Annotated in this window: 25 protein-coding genes; all 25 read left to right on the top strand. The window is 49.5% G+C overall.

Annotated elements, in window-relative coordinates:
* The coding region (locus IBX50_RS09175; RefSeq protein ID WP_292255225.1) for a hypothetical protein at positions 1-299 on the top strand (299 nt) is incomplete at its 5' end.
* A 60-nt stretch (positions 300-359) separates the two neighbouring features.
* Entirely contained in the window at positions 360-1,445 is a 1,086-nt protein-coding gene (locus IBX50_RS09170; protein WP_292255223.1) for a methyltransferase, read from the top strand.
* A 4-nt stretch (positions 1,446-1,449) separates the two neighbouring features.
* Positions 1,450-2,166, top strand: a complete 717-nt coding sequence (locus tag IBX50_RS09165) for a beta-ketoacyl synthase chain length factor (protein ID WP_292255222.1) — start codon at positions 1,450-1,452, stop codon at positions 2,164-2,166.
* A gap of 2 nt (positions 2,167-2,168) precedes the next feature.
* Entirely contained in the window at positions 2,169-2,972 is an 804-nt protein-coding gene (locus tag IBX50_RS09160; protein WP_292255221.1) for a lysophospholipid acyltransferase family protein, read from the top strand.
* A gap of 8 nt (positions 2,973-2,980) precedes the next feature.
* A complete protein-coding gene (locus tag IBX50_RS09155; protein ID WP_292255220.1) occupies positions 2,981-3,244 on the top strand; it encodes a phosphopantetheine-binding protein in 264 nt (87 codons plus the stop codon).
* A gap of 15 nt (positions 3,245-3,259) precedes the next feature.
* Positions 3,260-3,523 (top strand): acyl carrier protein, encoded by a 264-nt coding sequence (locus tag IBX50_RS09150; RefSeq protein ID WP_292255219.1) that lies wholly within the window; start codon positions 3,260-3,262, stop codon positions 3,521-3,523.
* Positions 3,523-4,113, top strand: a complete 591-nt coding sequence (locus tag IBX50_RS09145) for a hypothetical protein (protein WP_292255218.1) — start codon at positions 3,523-3,525, stop codon at positions 4,111-4,113. Before IBX50_RS09150 ends, IBX50_RS09145 begins: the two co-directional genes overlap by 1 nt.
* Positions 4,059-5,471, top strand: coding sequence for an AMP-binding protein (locus IBX50_RS09140; RefSeq protein WP_292255216.1), 1,413 nt, complete (start codon positions 4,059-4,061; stop codon positions 5,469-5,471). Before IBX50_RS09145 ends, IBX50_RS09140 begins: the two co-directional genes overlap by 55 nt.
* Positions 5,452-5,808: a hypothetical protein gene (locus tag IBX50_RS09135; RefSeq protein WP_292255215.1), complete on the top strand. Its 357-nt coding sequence runs from the start codon at positions 5,452-5,454 to the stop codon at positions 5,806-5,808. Before IBX50_RS09140 ends, IBX50_RS09135 begins: the two co-directional genes overlap by 20 nt.
* Complete coding sequence (locus IBX50_RS09130; RefSeq protein WP_292255214.1) at positions 5,805-6,554, top strand: glycosyltransferase family 2 protein; 750 nt, start codon at positions 5,805-5,807, stop codon at positions 6,552-6,554. The genes IBX50_RS09135 and IBX50_RS09130 overlap by 4 nt, the downstream gene beginning before the upstream one ends.
* Positions 6,547-7,524 carry a hypothetical protein gene (locus IBX50_RS09125; protein ID WP_292255213.1) on the top strand — a complete coding sequence of 326 codons (978 nt, stop codon included), beginning with the start codon at positions 6,547-6,549 and terminating at the stop codon, positions 7,522-7,524. The genes IBX50_RS09130 and IBX50_RS09125 overlap by 8 nt, the downstream gene beginning before the upstream one ends.
* The gene (locus IBX50_RS09120; RefSeq protein ID WP_292255212.1) at positions 7,499-7,939 is read left to right on the top strand and encodes a thioesterase family protein; all 441 of its coding nucleotides are present in this window, start codon (positions 7,499-7,501) and stop codon (positions 7,937-7,939) included. The genes IBX50_RS09125 and IBX50_RS09120 overlap by 26 nt, the downstream gene beginning before the upstream one ends.
* Positions 7,936-8,538 carry an outer membrane lipoprotein carrier protein LolA gene (locus IBX50_RS09115; protein ID WP_292255211.1) on the top strand — a complete coding sequence of 201 codons (603 nt, stop codon included), beginning with the start codon at positions 7,936-7,938 and terminating at the stop codon, positions 8,536-8,538. Before IBX50_RS09120 ends, IBX50_RS09115 begins: the two co-directional genes overlap by 4 nt.
* A complete protein-coding gene (locus IBX50_RS09110) occupies positions 8,519-10,831 on the top strand; it encodes an MMPL family transporter (protein WP_292255209.1) in 2,313 nt (770 codons plus the stop codon). Before IBX50_RS09115 ends, IBX50_RS09110 begins: the two co-directional genes overlap by 20 nt.
* Complete coding sequence (locus IBX50_RS09105) at positions 10,828-11,391, top strand: DUF3261 domain-containing protein (protein WP_292255208.1); 564 nt, start codon at positions 10,828-10,830, stop codon at positions 11,389-11,391. Before IBX50_RS09110 ends, IBX50_RS09105 begins: the two co-directional genes overlap by 4 nt.
* A gap of 5 nt (positions 11,392-11,396) precedes the next feature.
* The gene (locus IBX50_RS09100) at positions 11,397-12,569 is read left to right on the top strand and encodes a beta-ketoacyl-[acyl-carrier-protein] synthase family protein (RefSeq protein ID WP_292255207.1); all 1,173 of its coding nucleotides are present in this window, start codon (positions 11,397-11,399) and stop codon (positions 12,567-12,569) included.
* Positions 12,562-13,035: a 3-hydroxy-fatty acyl-ACP dehydratase gene (locus IBX50_RS09095; RefSeq protein ID WP_292255206.1), complete on the top strand. Its 474-nt coding sequence runs from the start codon at positions 12,562-12,564 to the stop codon at positions 13,033-13,035. Before IBX50_RS09100 ends, IBX50_RS09095 begins: the two co-directional genes overlap by 8 nt.
* 6 nt (positions 13,036-13,041) lie before the next feature.
* On the top strand, positions 13,042-13,779 hold the full coding sequence (locus IBX50_RS09090; RefSeq protein WP_292255205.1) for a 3-ketoacyl-ACP reductase FabG2: 738 nt from the start codon (positions 13,042-13,044) through the stop codon (positions 13,777-13,779).
* Positions 13,776-15,005 (top strand): beta-ketoacyl-ACP synthase, encoded by a 1,230-nt coding sequence (locus IBX50_RS09085; protein ID WP_292255203.1) that lies wholly within the window; start codon positions 13,776-13,778, stop codon positions 15,003-15,005. The genes IBX50_RS09090 and IBX50_RS09085 overlap by 4 nt, the downstream gene beginning before the upstream one ends.
* The gene (locus IBX50_RS09080) at positions 14,996-15,628 is read left to right on the top strand and encodes a 4'-phosphopantetheinyl transferase superfamily protein (protein WP_292255201.1); all 633 of its coding nucleotides are present in this window, start codon (positions 14,996-14,998) and stop codon (positions 15,626-15,628) included. The genes IBX50_RS09085 and IBX50_RS09080 overlap by 10 nt, the downstream gene beginning before the upstream one ends.
* Complete coding sequence (locus tag IBX50_RS09075; protein WP_292255200.1) at positions 15,625-16,044, top strand: DUF2141 domain-containing protein; 420 nt, start codon at positions 15,625-15,627, stop codon at positions 16,042-16,044. The genes IBX50_RS09080 and IBX50_RS09075 overlap by 4 nt, the downstream gene beginning before the upstream one ends.
* A 91-nt stretch (positions 16,045-16,135) precedes the next feature.
* Positions 16,136-17,080, top strand: a complete 945-nt coding sequence (locus IBX50_RS09070) for a dialkylrecorsinol condensing enzyme (protein WP_292255198.1) — start codon at positions 16,136-16,138, stop codon at positions 17,078-17,080.
* Positions 17,077-18,240: a beta-ketoacyl-ACP synthase III gene (locus tag IBX50_RS09065; protein ID WP_292255196.1), complete on the top strand. Its 1,164-nt coding sequence runs from the start codon at positions 17,077-17,079 to the stop codon at positions 18,238-18,240. Before IBX50_RS09070 ends, IBX50_RS09065 begins: the two co-directional genes overlap by 4 nt.
* Positions 18,227-18,634, top strand: coding sequence for a hypothetical protein (locus tag IBX50_RS09060; RefSeq protein ID WP_292255194.1), 408 nt, complete (start codon positions 18,227-18,229; stop codon positions 18,632-18,634). Before IBX50_RS09065 ends, IBX50_RS09060 begins: the two co-directional genes overlap by 14 nt.
* Positions 18,631-19,629 carry a BtrH N-terminal domain-containing protein gene (locus tag IBX50_RS09055; RefSeq protein WP_292255193.1) on the top strand — a complete coding sequence of 333 codons (999 nt, stop codon included), beginning with the start codon at positions 18,631-18,633 and terminating at the stop codon, positions 19,627-19,629. Before IBX50_RS09060 ends, IBX50_RS09055 begins: the two co-directional genes overlap by 4 nt.
* The last annotated feature ends 95 nt before the right edge of the window (positions 19,630-19,724 follow it).

The raw sequence follows: 19,724 nt of genomic DNA, 5'->3' as shown, positions 1-19,724 counted from the left end.
TTCCGGCAAAACTGGATGGGAGTCAGCGTACAATTGAGCAGGTTCGAGATGGGATTGCCACTGCGGCAAGACAACGTGGTTGGACTGTAGCGCCGGGACAGGGTAACGAGTTGATTGCCAGCATTCTGGTTAGAAACCGCCACTATGCTGAGGTATCCATCACTTACACGGTAGAAACCTTTTCAATTAAATATCGAGATAGTCGAGAGTTAAATTACAATGAAGCCAGAAACACCATTCATCGTAATTATAATAACTGGGTTATCACTCTTTCCAATGATATAAAGTCGCACCTTTAATTGATTGGAGCGGCCACCCCAGCTTCAGGGGTGGTCAGACGAATATTGAATGGACTTGTAATGACAATCAAAATCCCTGCCCATTATGGGTATGACAGTGACAAGCTGTCTGCGTTGGAAGCCATAACAGAAGCACAAAAAATTGCCTTTGCACCAATGCTATTTCAAGCAGCGGTGAATCTGCGCGATCAAGGCATCTTGGCTTATCTGGATCAACAAGGTAAGAAAGGTGCCGCTTTTGATGAGGTGCTTGCAGCTTCCCCTCTCTCATCTTATGCCACTGAATTATTGCTTGATGTAGGCATGAGTGTGCATCTGTTGTATCTAAATGATGGTCGTTATTATCTGGGTAAAGCTGGCTATTACCTGTTGCATGACAAAATGACTCGCATCAATATGGATTTTACTCAGGATGTTTGTTATCAAGGATTGGCTGCGTTACGAGAATCCCTGCAGGAAACACGTCCAGCGGGACTAGCAGTGTTTGGTCAGTGGGACACCATTTACCCTGCTTTAAGCTCATTACCTGAACCGGCTCGCAGCAGTTGGTTTGCTTATGACCATTTTTATTCTGATGCTGCATTTGGTGCCGCCCTGCCGCATGTGTTTGCCCTGAAGCCTGCACATCTTTATGACGTAGGTGGCAACACAGGCAAATGGTCACTGCGGTGTTGTGCTTATGATCCGGATGTACAGGTCACCATTCTGGATTTGCCACAACAGATCACCCTGGCAGAAAGTAATATTGCAGAAAAAGGTTTGTCACATCGCATTAAAGGGCATCCGGTGAATTTGCTCGGTGACGCACCTTTACCCGGTGAGGCTGATGTCTGGTGGATGAGCCAGTTCTTGGATTGTTTCAGTGAAGAGCAGATCATTGCAATCCTGAGCAAAATCCATGCAGCTGCCAAGCCTGATGCACGGGTTTGTATTCTGGAAACCCTCTGGAATTGCCAGCAGTTCGAGGCTGGTGCACTGAGTCTGAATGCCAGTTCGTTGTACTTTACTGCAATGGCCAATGGTAATAGCCGGTTTTACAGTGCAGAGGCTTTTGATCGTTGTATCCAAGCAGCCGGATTTGAAATAGAAAAGCGGGTGGATGGACTGGGCCTTGGGCACAGCCTGATGATCTGCAGGAAAAAATAAAGCCATGAAGTTTTCAATAGGTGTCCGTGACTGGCTGGCTCTAGCACCTGGTCTGGATAGTCAGACTGAATGGCAATCCTGGGCAGAGGCATCCCGACCAATTGATCCTGCTGGTGCTTTACGTAAATGCCAGTTCCTGCCCATGATGATGGCGCGTCGCTTGAGTGCGGGTAGTCGAATTGCTGTAGACGTGGGGCTAGAGTTGATGCAGCGACATGCTGTTGATGCCCTGGTTTTTTCCAGCCGCCATGGTGAGCTGGAAAAAAATTACCGGATACTGGAAACCCTGCACCAACAGCAGGAACAGTCCCCGACGGTATTTGCCATGTCGGTACACAATGCAGCGGTGGGAACACTAACCATCACAGCCGATGCCGAGCTGACATCAACCGCTATCTCAGCCGGTATTGATAGCTTTCAGCAGGCATTAATTGAAAGCTACCTGTTGTTGGCAGATGGCCACCAGCAGGTATTACTGGTGGATTATGACAGTTCAATTCCGGACTTTTACCTGAACCACCTACCGGACGATCTACCCTGTTACCCCTATGCGGTGGGTCTGGTACTGGAAGTAGGTAATGAGTTGAGCTGTGAATCCGCTCAAGCTGAGTCAAGACAGCATTCTGACACACCACAAAGCCTTGCTTTTCTGCGTAACTGGTTGCAAGGGTGCAAAACATTTACTTTGGACGGGGAGCAAAACAGGTGGCAATGGACTTAGCAATGACCCTGCTGCACGAAAGATCACAAGCGCTTGGAAAAACAATCAATCGTTTCTGGCGAGTGCTGGCAACCGGGTTTTGTTTTGTGCTCTTTGGTGTTGGCAGTTTTCTTTTGTCATTGATCTGGTTTCGGCTGTTATTTCTGGTAATTCGTAATCCTGCAGAGCGTCAACGTAGGGCAAGATCCAGTATCAGCGCCTGTTTTCGTTTTTTTCTGGAGGTGGCGAGGGGTATCGGTGCATTGGACTACCAGATCAAGGGAGCGGAAAAACTGCGGACAGATCAAGGCTGCCTGATCTTGGCTAATCATCCCACCTTGATTGATTATGTGTTGATTACATCACTCTTACCCCATGCCGACTGTATTGTAAAAGCGGGTTTGTTGAATAATTTTTTTCTTTCCGGCGCGGTTAAATCGGCAGGTTATCTGATTAACTCAGAAGGAAATTTGTTGGTTTCTGCTTGTAGTGAACGTCTTGCCGCTGGTGGAGTTATTGTGATTTTTCCTGAGGGAACCCGCACGGAACCTGACCAGCAACCTAGGCTTCAGAGAGGTGCTGCAAACATTGCTGTACGTGTTCCCTGTGATATGAGATTGATTCAAATCAGCTGTACGGAAACCTTATTGAGTAAAAAAAGCAAATGGTATAAGGTTCCCCCGCAAAAACCCGTGTTTAAAATTGATGTGCTGGATAGGGTGTCTCCAAAGCCCTTTCTTGAGCAAGCGCAAGGCGTGCCTTCACTGGCAGCAAGGAGGCTGACAGCCTCGCTAACGCAGTCATTAACCTTCGACAGACAAACATAAGTGCAAAAATGGAAAACCTTAAAGCTGAAGTAAAAAAAATGATTATTGAATCCCTCTGCCTTGAAGATGTAGAGGTCGCGGATATTGACTCAGATGCTCCTTTGTTTGGTACTGGTCTGGGACTGGATTCCATAGATGCTCTTGAATTGGGGCTGGCTTTAAAAAGTCGTTTTGGGCTAGTTCTGTCAACAGAGAGTGAAGAAACTCGCCAGCATTTTTATTCCGTTACAACCTTGGCTGACTTCATCAGCCAGAATCAGAAAAGCGCCTGAACCTGGACACCTATTATGCCTGAGATGAATCAACAGGAAGCGCTGCAATATATTGCAGAACTGTTCCAGCGGATGTTTGATATTCCCGCAACCGATGTCACTCCTGAAGCACGTTTGTATGCAGACTTGGAACTGGATTCCATTGATGCAGTTGATATGACAGTTCATTTGCAGAAAGAAACAGGACAGAAAATCAACCCTGAAGAATTCCGGGCTGTAGTCACTGTTGCAGATCTGATTGCAGTAGTGCAAAAACTGCAGGGTGATGGAAAGGCCTGATGGCTTTACCTGTTCCAGCGGGGTTAAAGTTTTTCAGTATCTTGCTGCTGGCACTCTATCCATTCCTAGTCTGGTTTGGGTTATCAAGCGGGCAGCATATGTTGCTTGGTTTTGTTCTGGTGGTGTTGTTTGGCTTGCGCTTTTCCCTGTTACGTAATCTATTACCCGAGCTGCAAAAAATTGGGCAGCTAGGGGCTGTAGTTGGTGTTCTGCTGGTTTCTGCCAGCCTGTTGCTGGAGCGCCAGGCTTTGCTGCTTTATTACCCGGTAGCAGTTAATGGTATCTTTCTGCTGTTGTTTGCCACTTCGCTGCTGACAGAACAATCGCTGGTTGAACGGCTGGCACGGCTCCGAGAACCCGACCTGCCCGCCGATGGGGTTAGTTACACACGGCGAGTGACACAGGCCTGGTGTGTGTTTTTTATACTGAATGGCAGCATAGCACTGGTTACGGTGTTATTGCAGGATGTGCGGCTTTGGGCCTTGTATAACGGCTTTATCAGCTACCTGTTGATTGCCTTGATGATGGGTGTTGAATGGATTGTCAGAAGAAAAGTACGCAACCGGAAAGCAACGAACCCTCTGTCCTGATACCTGTCGGACGGTGGCTGGATGAAACTCGTGATCCTGCAATCAGAATAGCTCGCCAGGGATCTGAATACTTATCCCTGGAACAGCTCAGAGAACAGGTCGGGCAACTGGTTGGTTTTCTGCAGCCACGCCAAGAAACTCGCTGGGCACTGTGTTTTGAGGATAGCGGTCTTTTTCTGGTGGCTTTGTTGGCATTGTTGCACAGTCGTAAAACCCCGGTCATTCCCGGACACTGCCTAGATGGCCCCTTGAATGAGCAGCAACAACACTATGATGCAGTGCTGACAGACCTATCACTGAACTTGTTGAGCCCAACTGTCAGACTACTGGAAGTGTTGGAAAGTGCCACACCAGTAGAGCTATTGCCCATTTCTCCAGATGCCACACTAACCTTGTTTACTTCAGGCTCCACTGGGCAACCCAAAAAAATCACCAAAAGCCTAGCTGCGATGGACGCAGAAGCAAGATGGCTTGTATCTCTTTTTTCTAGGCAGGCTGTATTTGATCAGGTGCAAGCAACAGTGACACACCAGCATCTGTATGGCTTAACATTCCGGTTGTGGTTGCCGCTTTCTCTTGGTATTCCTTTTGATACTCGGATGAAAACCTACCAAGAAGAGCTGGCAATTAATGTCACACCGGCAACCTTGCTGATTACCAGCCCGGCATTTATCAAAAGACTGGATGTTGATCTGGATATTTGCCACTGTGCTGGCCTGGTTTCTGCCGGTGGAGTATTACCCTGGCCCGATGCTCAGCGTGTACAGCAGTGGACCCAGTGCACTGTAACCGAAATTTATGGCAGTACAGAAACAGGTGTGTTGGCATGGCGGTACAGGGATACGGAAAACCCTGCTTGGACCCCATTTATAGGTGTTCATTTTGAATCAGGCACAGAAGAACAACCTGGACGGGTTTTCTCTCCCTTGATAGAAGATTCCAGCGGTTATCCCGTGAATGATCAACTGATTTTTAATGACAAGGGGCAGTTTCAGATCTGTGGACGTCTTGATCGAACCGTAAAAATAGAAGAAAAGCGTATTTCTCTGGATGAAGTGGAGCAACGGCTAAGAGCCTTACCACAAGTTGCAGATGCCGCCGTAGTGTTGCTGGAAAACCCTCAGCGGGCTCGTCTTGGTGCAGTGATCATTCTTAGTGCTGAAGGCCTGGCGCAACAAGCCACACTCACTCCAGGCCGATTTGCTGCCGGGTTAAGAGAGATGTTGCATGGTTGGCTGGAGCCAGTAGCCATTCCAAAAAACTGGCGCTTTGTAAATGAGTTGCCCATCAACTCGATGGGGAAAATGTCCCAGCCTTTGTTAAAGGAGCTTTTTGACCATGCTACCGATAAAGCTTGAGTGCTCAACTCCTTCACCTGATACAGCAAAATTACAGCTGCTACTTGAACCTCAACTCTTCTGGTTCAAGGGACACTTTCCCGGACAGCCAGTGCTGCCAGGTGTTGCTCAGATACACTGGGCTGTTCATTACGCTCGTGAGCATCTTGGTTTAAATGGCCAGTTTGTTGCCATGCAGGCGATCAAATTTCAGAGCCCGGTTACTCATGGGCAGACACTGGAACTGAACCTGCAGTGGTCGGCAGAAAAAGAACTGCTTAAATTTTCTTATTTTTCAGTCCAGCCAACTGCCGATCTGTTACCCGTCAGCAGTGGCAAAATCAGGTTTTCACTGTGATCTTTCCGGAAACATTCAAACCTTGCGCGGTGATTCCCTGCTTTAATCATGGCGCCACCCTAGCCTCAGTCGTGGAGCGTTTGCGTCCATTTAACCTGCATTGTCTGGTGGTGGATGATGGCAGTGATCATCACAGCAGTGCACAGCTGGATGTATTTTGTAGCCAGGCTGATGATGTGACCTTGCTGCGCCTGGAGCAGAATCAGGGCAAGGGTGTTGCGGTAATGCTGGGTATTAAAGAAGCAGCTAAACTGGGTTATACCCACGTCTTGCAGGTTGATGCAGATGGTCAGCATGAAATAGAAAAAGCAGGCGAATTGCTGGAGTTAGCTGCCAGACATCCTGATTGCCTGATTTCTGGGCGTCCGGTTTATGATGCCAGTGTTCCACCTTCTCGCCTTTATGGTCGTTATATAACACATGCTCTGGTCTGGGTTGAAACCCTGTCCTTGTCCATTATTGACAGCATGTGTGGATTCCGCGTGTATCCGGTGGCTGCTTCTCTGGCAGTACCTCAGCCAGGTGCGCGGATGGATTTTGATACAGAAATTATGGTGCGACTCTACTGGTCCGGAACACCCAGCCTGTTTGTGCCAGTTGCAGTCATTTATCCTGAACAAGGCATCTCCAATTTTAGAATGCTGGAGGACAACCTGCTGATGGCAAGGTTGCATATCAGGCTGCTCATAGGAATGGTGTGGCGCGTGCCCATGTTGCTGTTCAGACGCGGGAGGCAAAGTGGCTGAACATTGGGCAAACCTTCCCGAGCGCAAGGGACTCACCTGGTTGAGGTGGTTGTTCAGTGTTTATCGGCTGCTGGGTTACCGTTTTATCAGCTTGATACTTTACCCAGTTGCCGGAATTTTTTTGCTAACCGGGCAGGTGCAGCGTCGTGCCTCGCAGCAATATATCCAGAAAATTCGGCAGACCGCAGCCAAAAAAGGGCTAGAGCTGCCAACCACACTATCCAGTTATCAGCACTTTCTGCGTTTTGCTCATGCAATACTGGATAAACTGGCCGGTTGGCATGGAGATCTGCAGCTTGGCAAGCATGTGGATTATGCCTCGGACAGCCCTTCCTGCCCGTTACCAGATGGTCAAAAGGGCTGTCTGATTCTCGGTTCTCATCTGGGTGATATTGAGGTCTGCCGAGCATTGTCACAACAACGTCCCGGCTTCAGGGTTCATGCACTGGTTTTTAATAAACATGCGCAAGGTTTCAGCCAGTTATTGCAGGAAGTTAATCCTGATGCAGGAGTTAATTTGATTCAGGTGGACACCCTGGGGCCAGAAACCGCCATTTTTCTGAAAGAAAAAATTGATGCCGGTGACTGGGTGGCTATTGTGGGGGATCGAATTGCGCTGGAAACCAATGCAGCCGCACGCACCGAGCGGCTGATCTGGAGTGATTTTCTTGGGCAACCAGCCCCTTTCCCTCAGGGCCCTTTTATTCTGGCCTCACTATTAAAATGTCCGGTTTATCTGATGTTTGCTCTCAAGCAAAAAAATGAGCTGAAGATTTACTGTGAAATGTTTGCAGATCCCCTGCTTTTACCCAGGGCGCGACGTCAGGAAGCCTTACAGCAGTCGGTTGATTATTACGCTTCACGTTTGGAGCATTATTGCCTTCAGTCACCGCTGGATTGGTTCAATTTTTATAATTTCTGGGAACTCCCGGACAGGAAAGCAGATGAAGAACAGCAACCCCCTACTTGATGATCCGCGTTTTCAGGCTGAAGTGGAAATTGATATTGCTTTTCATGACGTGGACTCCATGGAAGTCGTCTGGCACGGTAATTACTTTCGTTATTTGGAAATAGCCAGAGAAAAACTGCTCCGACAACTGGGTTACGGCTATCGCGAAATGCGTGAACATGGACACATGTGGCCAATCATTGATACACGAGTCAAGTATTCCGGTGCCGTTTGTTTTGAACAAAAAATCCGGGTGGTTGCTTTTCTGCTGGAGTATGAAAATCGTTTAAAGATTGGTTACAAACTCTTTGATGTAGCCACCGGCAAAAAAACCACCGAAGCCTGGACCATTCAAGTTGCTGTGGATGCAGCAAAAAAAGAAATGCTCTTTGTTTCACCCGATATCCTGTTTGAACGTATGGGACTGCCAAGATGATTCGCACCTGGTTGCTGCTTGTGTTGTTGTTTTCGACGGGGTCAAGCCTTGCACTGGATCAGATTTCAACAAACCTGCGTGGCTTTTCCCAATTGCGAGCTGAGTTCACCCAGGAACGACAACTGAGTGCTTTGCCGGTTGCCCTTCACTCCAGTGGTCACCTCTTGCTGGGACGAGATGAAGGCATCTGGTGGCAACAGCAGCAGCCATTTGGCATGACATTGTTGTTAACGGATACCCTGATGTTGCAACAGGTGGAAGGTGAGGCTGCACAACCCATGACTGCCGCAGGTGATCCACGTATGCAGCAGTTCCAGCGATTATTGCGTGATCTGCTGTTGGTTGATTTACAAGCCCTGGCACAACACTTTGAGTTAACCGCTTTGCCCGCTGCGGATGGAGACTGGGCATTACGGCTAAAACCTCAGGCAGCACCACTGAATCAGCTGTTTTTGCACTTTGAGCTGATGGGGGGCGAGGTGGTCAAACAGTTATTGATGAAAGACACCGATGGGGACACCACTCTGATCCGTTTTACCGGGCACCAGTTAAGTGATGAACCCCTGACGGAAGAAGAACGTGCTCTTTTTTATCCATAAACATCAGCGTTTGCTGGCCTGGTTGCTGCTGACATTATTGTTGGTCATGTGTCTGACTTTGCCTTTTTTGTATCAGCGTGGGCAGATTAATACCAGCATTCTGGCATTGCTGCCGAATAATCTGGAGCAAGGGGTGCCGGAGCAATTACAGCAGGAACTGATGACACAACTGGATCGTCAGTTGATCTGGCTGGTGAGGTCAGATCAACACAAGGTTGCTGCAGCTGACGCCTGGCAACAGGTTTTGAATGATCTGCCGCAGTTGAACAAAGTCAGAGGCGCTCTGGATTTAAATGAACAAACCCGGTGGTCGGAGTATTTTCACAATTATGCTCCCGCCTTGCTGGATGATCAGACCCTGCAGCGAATGGAAAAGGGTTCGGAGCATTATGTGCGCTGGGTATTAAGCCAGTTTTATTCACCTTTTGCCGGTGTCAGTCTGCGTGAACTACAGCAGGATCCTTTGTTATTGATGCGGAGTCTGCAGGGTGCATCAACAACCGGGCAAAAATTTGAACTACGGCAAAACTGGCCTTTGGTCAGGGATGAATCTGGCAATGCATGGTATCTGTTGCAGGCTGAGCTGAATATTTCCTCTTACAGCATTCAGCAGGCGCAGGAAGTAACCCGCCTGTTGCAACAAGCAAAAGAACAATGGCTCAAGGACTGGCCGGACAGTGAAATACTGGAGCGGGGCACCCTTTTTTACAGCAGTCATGCCAGTGAACAAGCTCAGGGTGATATGCGTACTCTGGGCAGTCTGACTCTGTTGGGTGTGGTGTTGTTAATTCTGCTGACCTTCCGTTCCCTGATGCCGCTATTCTTGTGCCTGTTATCCATTACGGCAGGAGTGCTGAGTGGTATCTGGGCTGTATTGCTGCTGTTTGGTGAGTTGCATCTGCTGACACTGGTGATGAGTGTCAGTGTGGTGGGTGTTACGGTGGACTATGTACTTTATTATCTGGTGGAGCGAAGAGTCCACGGTGCCGAGCGTTCGCCGCAACAAAGTCTGGCTGTCACTTTTCCAACCCTGTCTTCAGCCTTATTGACCACCCTGCTGGCTTATCTGATGCTGGCGTTGCCACCCCTGTTGATCTTTCGACAGCTGGCAGTTTTTTCTGTGGTCGGCATGATTATGGCTTTCCTGGTGGTGCTGCTCTGGTTGCCTTTACTGACCACCCGTCTGGCTGTTCGTCCATTGCCCGCAGTGGCATTATTACAGCGCTGGCTTGTGCTCTGGCAACGGCCTTCGATGAGGATTCTTGTCCCGCTGGGGATCTTGCTGCTGGCTTTGGTCGGCCTGTTGCGTGTGCATATCAGTGACGACCCTGCTGATTTCCAGAATCTTCCAATGAGTGTGCAGCAGCAGGAACAACGTCTGGCAAAACTTCTTGGGCAGCCTCTGGAGCAGACCTGGTTGCTGGTTTTTGATACTCACCCTCAGGCCGCACTGGAAAAGCTAGAAAAACTGGAGCCGTTGCTGGATAAAATGGTAGAGCAACAGTCTCTGGCCGGATATCAACGCCTGCCGCTGGTATCATTACAACGGCAGCAGCAGCAGACCGCTGCACTGGAAGCGCTTCAGCCGCAAGTGGTGCAGGCTTTACAACAGGCCGGGTTGTTACAATCCAGCACCACACAGGCCGCCTGGCAGCCATTAACCCCCGAACTCTGGCTGACCAGCCCGCCGGGGCGAATTTGGGGAAGTCTGTTGCTGAGCCCTGAACCTGACCTGACCGGTTTGTTGTTGCCGCTGGCAGGTGTTGTGAATTCAGTAGCGTTACAACAGCAGTTTGCAGGCTACGAAGGGGTTGTGCTGATGGATCGACGCTCTTCTTACACGCGGATTTTTGCTGAGTATCGGCAGATATTAACAGGCTTGTTGTTGTTCGCACTGCTGTTGCTGGCGGTGTATTTTATCCTGCTGCTGGGTGTCAAAGCCGGGCTGCGCACCTTAGTGCCAACCCTGCTTTCATTGGTGGCAGCACCCGCGGCACTGGGATTGTTTGGTTATGGTTTTAATCTATTTGCCCTGCTGGCAATGATGCTGGTGCTGGGTGTGGGCATCAACTACACCCTGTTCTTCAGTAATCCTCGCAGCTCAACAGCCACAGCCCTTTTTGCAACCCTGCTGGCTGCCAGTACAACCTTGCTGACGCTGGGAATTCTGGTATTCAGCAGCACTCAGGCCATCAGCAGTTTTGGTCTGGTGCTGGGCACCGGGCTGCTGGTGGCTTTCCTGTTGTCACCGCTGGCAGCATCACCTCAGCCGGAGTCTTTATCCATCTCATGAAAAAAATACTGATCCTGCTGATTTTAATGGCGCAGTTATCCGCTTGTAGCAGTCTGCCAGAACAGAGTAGTGAGATGACCCGCCTGAATGCGGATACCTGGGTAAAACTACCTGCCCCCGGTTTACAAGAGTCATTTGCCCGCCATCAGTTATTGAGTGTGGAAACTGAAGCAGGGCGCCAGAGTTTTCAGGCGCTTTTAACTGTGCATCAACAACAAATGGAGTTGCTGGCTTTAACACCAAGTGGTATTCGGTTGTTCAGCCTGCGTTATGATGAACAGGGTATTAATATTGAGCAGCACATTCATCATGAGCACTTGCCACCGGCAGTACAGGTTTTATCTGATGTGATGCTGGCTTACTGGCCCCAAAACAATTGGCACGAGGTTTTGCCGCAGGGCTGGATGCTGGAAAACCTTGCTGAACAACGGCGACTGCTGGATGCCCTGGGTAATCCAGTGGTGGAAATTGATTATCGGTTGGAAAATAATCACCGTGAGCCTTATCGTTTAATACACCATCATTTTGGCTACCAACTTCACATCAGGAATCTGGACTGAAGCGCATGATTTATATCTCAGCAGCAGGAATGCTTAATGCCTTGGGTAATACCCCTGAACAAATTGCACGCAACCTGAGTCAGGGTGTTGCGCCGGGTATGCAGATCAGTGATCAGTGGTTAACAGGTGGTCTGCCTTGCTATGTTGGGCAGGTACTGGGTGATCTGCCGGAAATTCCGGATCAGTTCATTCAGCATCGCAGCCGTAATAATCAATTGTTGCTGGCTGCTTTACATCAGATCCAGCCTCAGGTGGATGAAGCCATCACCCGCTTTGGCAAGGATCGTGTGGCGGTGATTATGGGCACCAGTACTTCTGGTCTGGATGAGGGTGACCGGGCTGTGGCTGCTCATCTCAGTGGTGAGTCCGTGGGCAACTATTGTTATCCACAGCAGGAACTGGGTGATCCCTCACGTTTTCTGGCTGCATGGCTGGGTTTATCGGGTGCCTGTTTCACCATCTCAACCGCCTGTTCATCCAGTGCCCGAGCACTTCTGACTGGGCGGCGTCTGATTGAGTCCGGGTTGGCCGATGCAGTGATAGCCGGTGGTGCTGACACCCTCAGTCGTATGCCCATGAACGGTTTTTTCAGTCTGGATTCTTTATCACTGAAACCCTGTACACCTTTTGGCAGGAATCGGGATGGCATCAATATTGGTGAGGCTGCAGGGCTGGTTCTGCTCAGTCGGGAAAAAAGCCGGGTGGCATTGCTGGGTGGTGGTGAATCATCTGATGCACATCACATGTCAGCACCTCACCCGGAAGGCAAGGGTGCAATCAGTGCAATCCGAAAAGCACTGGCAGATGCAGGACTGGAGCCACAGGATATTGGTTATATCAACCTGCACGGCACGGCCACACCTTTGAATGACAAGGTAGAATCTGCTGTGGTGGCTGAAATTTTTGGCACCTCCGTGCCCTGCAGTTCAACCAAACATCTGACTGGCCACACTCTAGGTGCGGCAGGTATCAACGAAGCTATTCTGGCTTGGCTGATACTGGAACATAATCTGCCGTTACCCCCACAACAGCTGGATGATTCAACCCTGGATCCGGAGCTGCCGCGCTGTGGTTTGTTATTACAACCGGCAGAACTAAAAAAACGCTACATCCTGTCCAACTCCTTTGCTTTTGGTGGCAACAATACCTGCATCATTCTTGGTGAACCCCATGAATAATGACCTCAAACCACAAGACTACCTGCCCCACGAAGCACCCATGGTGATGCTGGAAACAGTGCATCAGATGACAGCGGATCATGTTATCTGCTCAGTCCGAGTTTCTGACCAGGGAGTGCTGGCACCTTTTCTGGATCAACAAGGGGATTTGCCAGCCTGGTTTGGTCTGGAGATCATGGCTCAAACCGTTGGTGTTTCATCTGGTGCTCAGGCTGCATCCAGTCCCTCAACTGATGTACAACCTGCAATGGGCATGTTGCTGGGAACCCAAGCTTATAAAACGACCACCCCGAGCTTTAAATCCGGGCTGTTGTTGACTTGTGAAGCAAAATTACTTCAGCGTAGTGGCCAACTCAGCAGTTTTGAATGCAGCCTCAAGGATGGTTATCACGAACTGGCTTCTGCGCGAGTCAACACCTGGCAGGCGGATGCTGCTCCCGATACACCTGATCAACAACAGGGATAACTGATAATGACAAAAAAAAGAACGGTACTGGTCACCGGCGCCAGCAAAGGCATTGGGCGAGCCATTGCGTTGCGTCTGGCGCAGGATGGTTTTGAGCTGGTGGTGCACTACCACAGTGATCAGCAGGGCGGTGAACAAACACTGGAGCAGATTCATCAGGCAGGTGGTTCAGGGCGACTGTTGAGTTTTGATATCTCCAGTACCAGCGGATGCCGCGAGGCTCTTGAAGCGGATTTTGAAACGCATGGTGCATACTACGGGGTTGTATGTAATGCCGGCATGGCAAAAGATGCGGCTTTCCCGGCATTGACCGAAAATGAGTGGAACCAGGTGATCCATACCAATCTGGATGGTTTTTATAATGTCCTGCAGCCCTGTGTAATGCCAATGCTGAGGCTGCGTCAGGGTGGGCGTATTGTCACCCTGTCTTCAGTGTCTGGTCTGGCCGGTAATCGGGGACAGGTCAACTACAGTGCTGCCAAGGCCGGCATTATAGGTGCCACCAAAGCCTTAGCTATCGAACTGGCAAAAAGAAAAGTCACCGTGAACTGTATTGCGCCAGGGCTGATAGAAACCGAAATGTTACAGATGGATGAAGAGGTTTTGAGTAGTATTCTGCAGTCGATTCCCATGAATCGTATGGGTCAGGCTGACGAAGTAGCAAGCCTTGCCAGTTACCTGATGTCCGATGCGGCAGGTTACATCACACGACAAGTGATTTCAGTCAACGGAGGTCTGATGTGATCCAGCGTGTTGTAGTAACCGGTATGGGGGGTGTAACTTCACTGGGTGATGACTGGCATACAATATCTACCCGGATGCTGGCCGGTGAAAATGGTGTGCGACAAATGCCGGACTGGGCTGTTTTTAATGGCCTGAATACCCAGCTGGCAGCACCGGTGGATCACTTTCAGTTACCGGCCCACTATACCCGCAAAAAAGTCCGCTCCATGGGGCGGGTTTCCCAGTTGTCCACCCGTGCCTCTGAATTGGCATTAATCCAGGCCGGACTGCTGGATGATCCGGTGCTGACCAGTGGGCAGACTGGAATCGCTTTTGGTTCATCGGTAGGTAGTACCCCGGCAATTCGTGATATGGCCACAATGTTTGAGCAGCACACAACTCGCAATATTGGTGGCACCACTTATCTGCAGATGATGCCGCATACCACTGCCGCCAATACAGGATTGTTTTTTGGTTTGCGTGGACGCCTGATCCCTACATCAAGTACCTGCACTTCTGGCAGTCAGGCAATCGGTTATGCCTGTGAGGCCATACGTTATGGCAAACAACAAGTGATGGTTGCCGGTGGAGCAGAAGAACTCTGCCCTTCACAGGCGGCTGTTTTTGACACCCTGCGTGCCACCACCCAAATGAATGATCAACCCCATCTGACTCCAAGACCTTTTGATCTGAAACGGGATGGACTGGTCATTGGTGAGGGTGCAGCAGCACTGATTCTGGAAAGCCTGGAACATGCCCAGGCTCGTGGTGCAGTGATTCTTGCCGAAGTGGTTGGTTTTGGAACTAACTGTGATGCCCGGCATATCACCCAGCCGACGGAAGCCAGTATGCAAGCCTGTATGGAGATGTCACTGCAGGATGCCGGTTTACCCGCTTCAGCCATGGACTACATCAGCGCCCACGGCACAGCCACAAGTATTGGTGATTTTGCAGAAAGTCGTGCTACAGCTGCACTGTTTGGGGCAAATATCCCCATATCCTCATTAAAAAGTTATTTTGGGCACACGTTAGGTGCTTGTGGTGCCATTGAGGCCTGGTTAACACTGGAGATGCTGCATTCTGGCTGGTTTGCACCAACACTTAATCTCACCGAACCGGATCCAGCCTGCAGTGAGCTGGATCATATAATACAGACACCTAGAAGGCTGCAAGCTGAGTACTTCCAATCAAACAACTTTGCTTTTGGTGGTGTTAACACCTCATTGGTTTTTCGGCGGTGGTCTTAAACCCTTACCACAGTCATCTGGCTGTGGTGCGACTGAATGATGCACCCACAGCTGCGGGGCGTTGGTTACTCACCAAAATGCTTAAGCACTTACGGTTTATTGGTCAGGCCGATGCTCTGCCAGAAATAACCTGCACAACAATGGGCAAACCCTTTTTTATGCAGCACGGTCTGCCCGATTTTAATATCAGCCACAGCAAGACCCATCTGGCGGTGTACTTGGGTGCTATCAGCCCTGTGGGTTGTGATATGGAACAAATAGTCCCACGTCCAGGCTGGCAACGATTGGCTGGTGAGTATTTCAGTGCCGCAGAAACAAAACACTTGTTGCAGCTGAATGAAACGGATGGACATAAGTTGTTCTGGAAATACTGGACTGCACGAGAAGCCTGGTTAAAACAGCAGGGTAAAAGTGTCTGGGATATGGCCTCACTGGCGCTGGATATAAATACCCCGTCACGACTTGGCATTACCGGAGCTACACAAGCCTTGCAGCACCTGACTTTTCAGCAGCAACAGTTATGTTTGTGCCATACACAAGCATTTACAGGTATGAAAGAGTGTCGTGCTTTTGAAGCAGGTGTGCTGATCAGTTATGAACATTTAACCGGAGCCAATACATGAGCCGATGGTTTTTATTAGTGGTGTTATTTATGGTGCCCAGCTTGCAGGCAGGTGAGATCCTGGTCTTGGTGAAAGGTGATGCACTTGTTTCGGCACCCCTTTATGCCGAACTAGTGGTTGCTGATCAGGCTGAATGGAGCCCAGCCAAACAGCAGCTTCGAATCGATATTTCTGCAAGTGAGCCCTATTTTCGTTTTGTGCAGGTACCGCAGGGACAGTATGCCATTCGTGTTTTTCTGGATCTGGACGGAGATGGCAAACTGGGACGTTCACGTCGGGGTATACCACTAGAGCCAGTGGGTTTTAGCCTTTGCACGCTGGAACAACGAAGTGAACCTGTACCTTCCGACTGTGGTTTTGTTCATGATCAGGCACAAACAGAAATTCAGCTGGATCTGATCCACCTGAGGCGTTAACAGCACATTTTGCAACACCACTTGTCTGGTTTTAGTGACTCCGTTATGGCAATATTGGCCGGTTTTTTGGTAGGGGAAATCAGGAAGATACATGCGTCGGATACTGGTCATTGATTACAGTCAAACAGGACAAACCCGTCGATTGCGGGACTCTATTTGCGCACCTTTAATTGCAGAGGATGGGCTGAAAGTTGACTTTCTGGAGCTGCAACCGGAGCAAGCTTTCCCATTTCCCTGGCCTATGGTTAAGTTTTTTGAAATTTTTCCGGAAACCGTGCAAATGCAGCCTGTGGCTCTCAAGCCATACACGATTGATACTTCTCAACGTTATGATTTAATTATTTTGTGTTATCAGGTCTGGTTTCTGTCGCCTTCTCTTCCTGTCAGTAGTTTCCTGCAAAGCCCCGAAGCACAAAACCTGCTCCGTGATACACCGGTGGTGACCGTGATAGGTTGTCGTAATATGTGGCTACAAGCGCAGGAAAAAGTCAAACAGCAACTGCAACAGCTGGGTGCCAGGCTGGTTGATAATCTGGTATTAACCGACCAGTGTGGAAGTGCCGCCAGCTTTATTGCTACACCACTCTGGATGTTTACGGGTAAACAGAAAGCCTGGTCCTGGGTACCCAAAGCCGGTATTGATGCACAACAAATTAATCAGGCCTCACGCTTTGGTGTGGTTATTGCCCAGCGGTTGACTCAGAACCCTGCACCCGTCACCACCTCAATGCTACAGGGATTGGGTGCCGTCACGATTAATGAAAAGCTGATGGCTAGTGAACACATTGGCAACCGCAGCTTTCAAATCTGGAGTCGTCTGCTGATGAAGCTGGGTGCCCCCGGTAGTACCGGACGTCGATTGGGGCTGATGATTTATGTGGTGTTTCTGGTGACGCTGATTTTAACCGTAGTTCCTATCAGTGCACTCATCAAAGCCTTGTTGCGGCCACTACTGCGTCAGCGACTGAGCAAAGCCAGAGCCTATTTTGCCGATCCTTCCGGTGAATCCAGAGAGAAACTACGGGATAACACGTGACACAAACAGTTTATATCAATCAAATCAGTGCTTTTATGCCACTGGATCCGGTCAGCAATGATGAAATGGAGCAGCGGCTTGGGCAGGTTGGTGCGCGTCCCTCTCGTGCTCGCAAACTGATCTTGCGCAGCAATGGCATCAAACAACGCCATTACGTCATTGATCCTGCGACTGGAAAACCACGTTACACCAATGCCCAACTGACTGCAGAAGCCATTCGTGGCTTGCAGGATGAGTATTTTTCACTCGAACAGATCGAATGCCTGACAGCGGGTACTTCTCTGCCTGATCAGATTGCACCCAATCATGCAGTGATGGTACAAGGTGAGCTGGGTAATCCTCCCTGTGAAGTAGTCGCTACATCAGGTATCTGTCTTTGTGGTATTACCGCACTTAAATATGCCTGGATGGCAGTTGCCACCGGACAAGCAGCAACAGCTGTTGCTGCTGGGTCGGAGGTCGCTTCCAATCTGATGCACGCTGGTAACTTTAATGATGAATACGAGCATCGTTTAAGCGAACTGGAAAAGCAGCCAGAAATTGCCTTTGAAAAGGACTTTCTTCGCTGGATGCTTTCCGATGGAGCCGGTGCAGTATTGCTGCAGGATAAACCACGCCAAACAGGGATCAGCCTGCGTGTGGATTGGATTGACGTGCTGTCATTTGCTGACCGTATGCCTGCTTGTATGTTTGCTGGTGCCGAACAGCAAGAAGATGGCTCCCTGAAGGGTTGGATGCGTCATACACCTGAGCAGCGAACACAGCAATCGGTCATGGTGCTTAAACAGAATGTGAAATTACTGAATGAAAATATTGTTCGGCTTACTGTAGAAGAAGCTTTGAAGCGTATTCTGCAGAAAAGACCCTTGGTGGCGGAGGATATTGACTATTTCTTGCCGCATTACTCCTCTGAATACTTCCGTGACCGCCTAAAGGATGGGCTGGATAAAGCGGGATTACCCATTCCTCAGTCACGCTGGTTTACCAATCTGGTGCAGAAGGGAAATACCGGATCGGCTTCCATTTTTATCATGCTGGAAGAGTTATTCAACTCCGGGCGCTTGCAGCCAGAGCAAAAGCTTCTTTGTTACATTCCCGAAAGCGGGCGTTTTTCCAGTGCTTTTATGCACCTGACGGTGACCAACCATGCGGCAGGATGAAGTCCCTCAGGATCAGGAATCCACTCATGCAGGGATTAAAAAGCTACTATATGCCGTGGATGATCAAGGGCAATATGTGCCCACCGGCAGTCAGGGCTGGGAAGCGGAAGCCTATGCGACCCGTCTGGCAGTGAGTGAGCTGGAAGCTTTGGCAGAGACTGCTGTACAGGAGTGGCAGCAAGGTCAGGCTTCTCCTTTAAAATACCTGATGTACCAACATCGACTGGATTTGACCAGTCTTGCCCAGGCAACTGGCTTCTGGCAGTGGCGTATCCGCCGCCATTTACGACCCTCGGTTTATTCAAAACTACCCTTAAGGTTACTGCAACGTTATGCCGAGGTGTTCGGGATGGACGTACAGGAGCTGATCCAACTACAGAACAGACAACCATGAATAGCTTTCAGCACCAACAAAGCGCCCACTGCGAAACCGGTGTCATTGCCAGCCTGCTGACTCACTCAGGTTTACCGATGAGTGAACCTATGGCTTTTGGTTTGGGCTCCGGCCTGGCATTTGCTTACCTGCCAATGGTCAAGATTAGTGGACAGCCCCTGATTGCCTATCGTATGCCGCCACTGTTTATTATAAAAACCCTGTGTAAGCGGCTGGGTGTAAAGCTGAATACTGAAAAATTCCGCAGCCCACTGGCTGGACAAATGGCTCTGGATCAATCTTTGGAAGCGGGAAAATTAATTGGCCTGCAATGTTCCGTGTATTGGTTACCCTACTTTCCTCAGGAGATGCGTTTTCATTTTAATGCCCATAACCTGTTGGTTTATGGCAAAGAAGGTACGGACTACTTAATCAGTGACCCCGTAGCGGAAGAGGTGGTGCGTTGTCCACAAGAGGATTTAAACCGGGCTCGCTTTGCCAGAGGTGCACTGGCACCCAAGGGTTTAATGTATCAGCTGGACACCTCCCCCCTTGAGCCAGACTGGAAAAAACTGATCACCAAGAGCATTACCAGCACTACCCGCATCCTCGACTCCCTGCCTCTGCCTTGGATTGGTGTGAGTGGTATCAAACACTTGAGTAAAAAAATAGCGGCTCTCGATCCACACCAAGCTAAGGCCAATCGACTCTACCTGACTCACATTGTGCGAATGCAGGAAGAAATTGGCACTGGGGGAGCTGGTTTTCGTTTTATGTATGGCTCGTTTTTGCAGGAAGCCAGCGAAAAGATCAACCTGCCAGTGCTGGCAGAAATGGCACAACAGATGACCAGCATAGGGGATGACTGGCGTCAGTTTGCGCTGGATTGTGTGCAATACAGCCGCCAGAAAGAAAACTCACAGGATTTACAATCAATCGCTGCACAACTACAACAACTGGCTGTTGCCGAAAAAAACCTGATGAAAGACTTGGTAAAAATAGCCAAAACACGCTGAAATCAATACAAGTTATGCCTTGGTTGGTGAACAGCCTTTGCTGTAAAACCAAGGCCAAGGCATAAAATTAAGCATTAATTGCAACTGACATAAAG

This window comes from Marinospirillum sp. (genome assembly GCF_014859565.1).
This window is presented reverse-complemented; position numbering and strand designations above follow the sequence as displayed.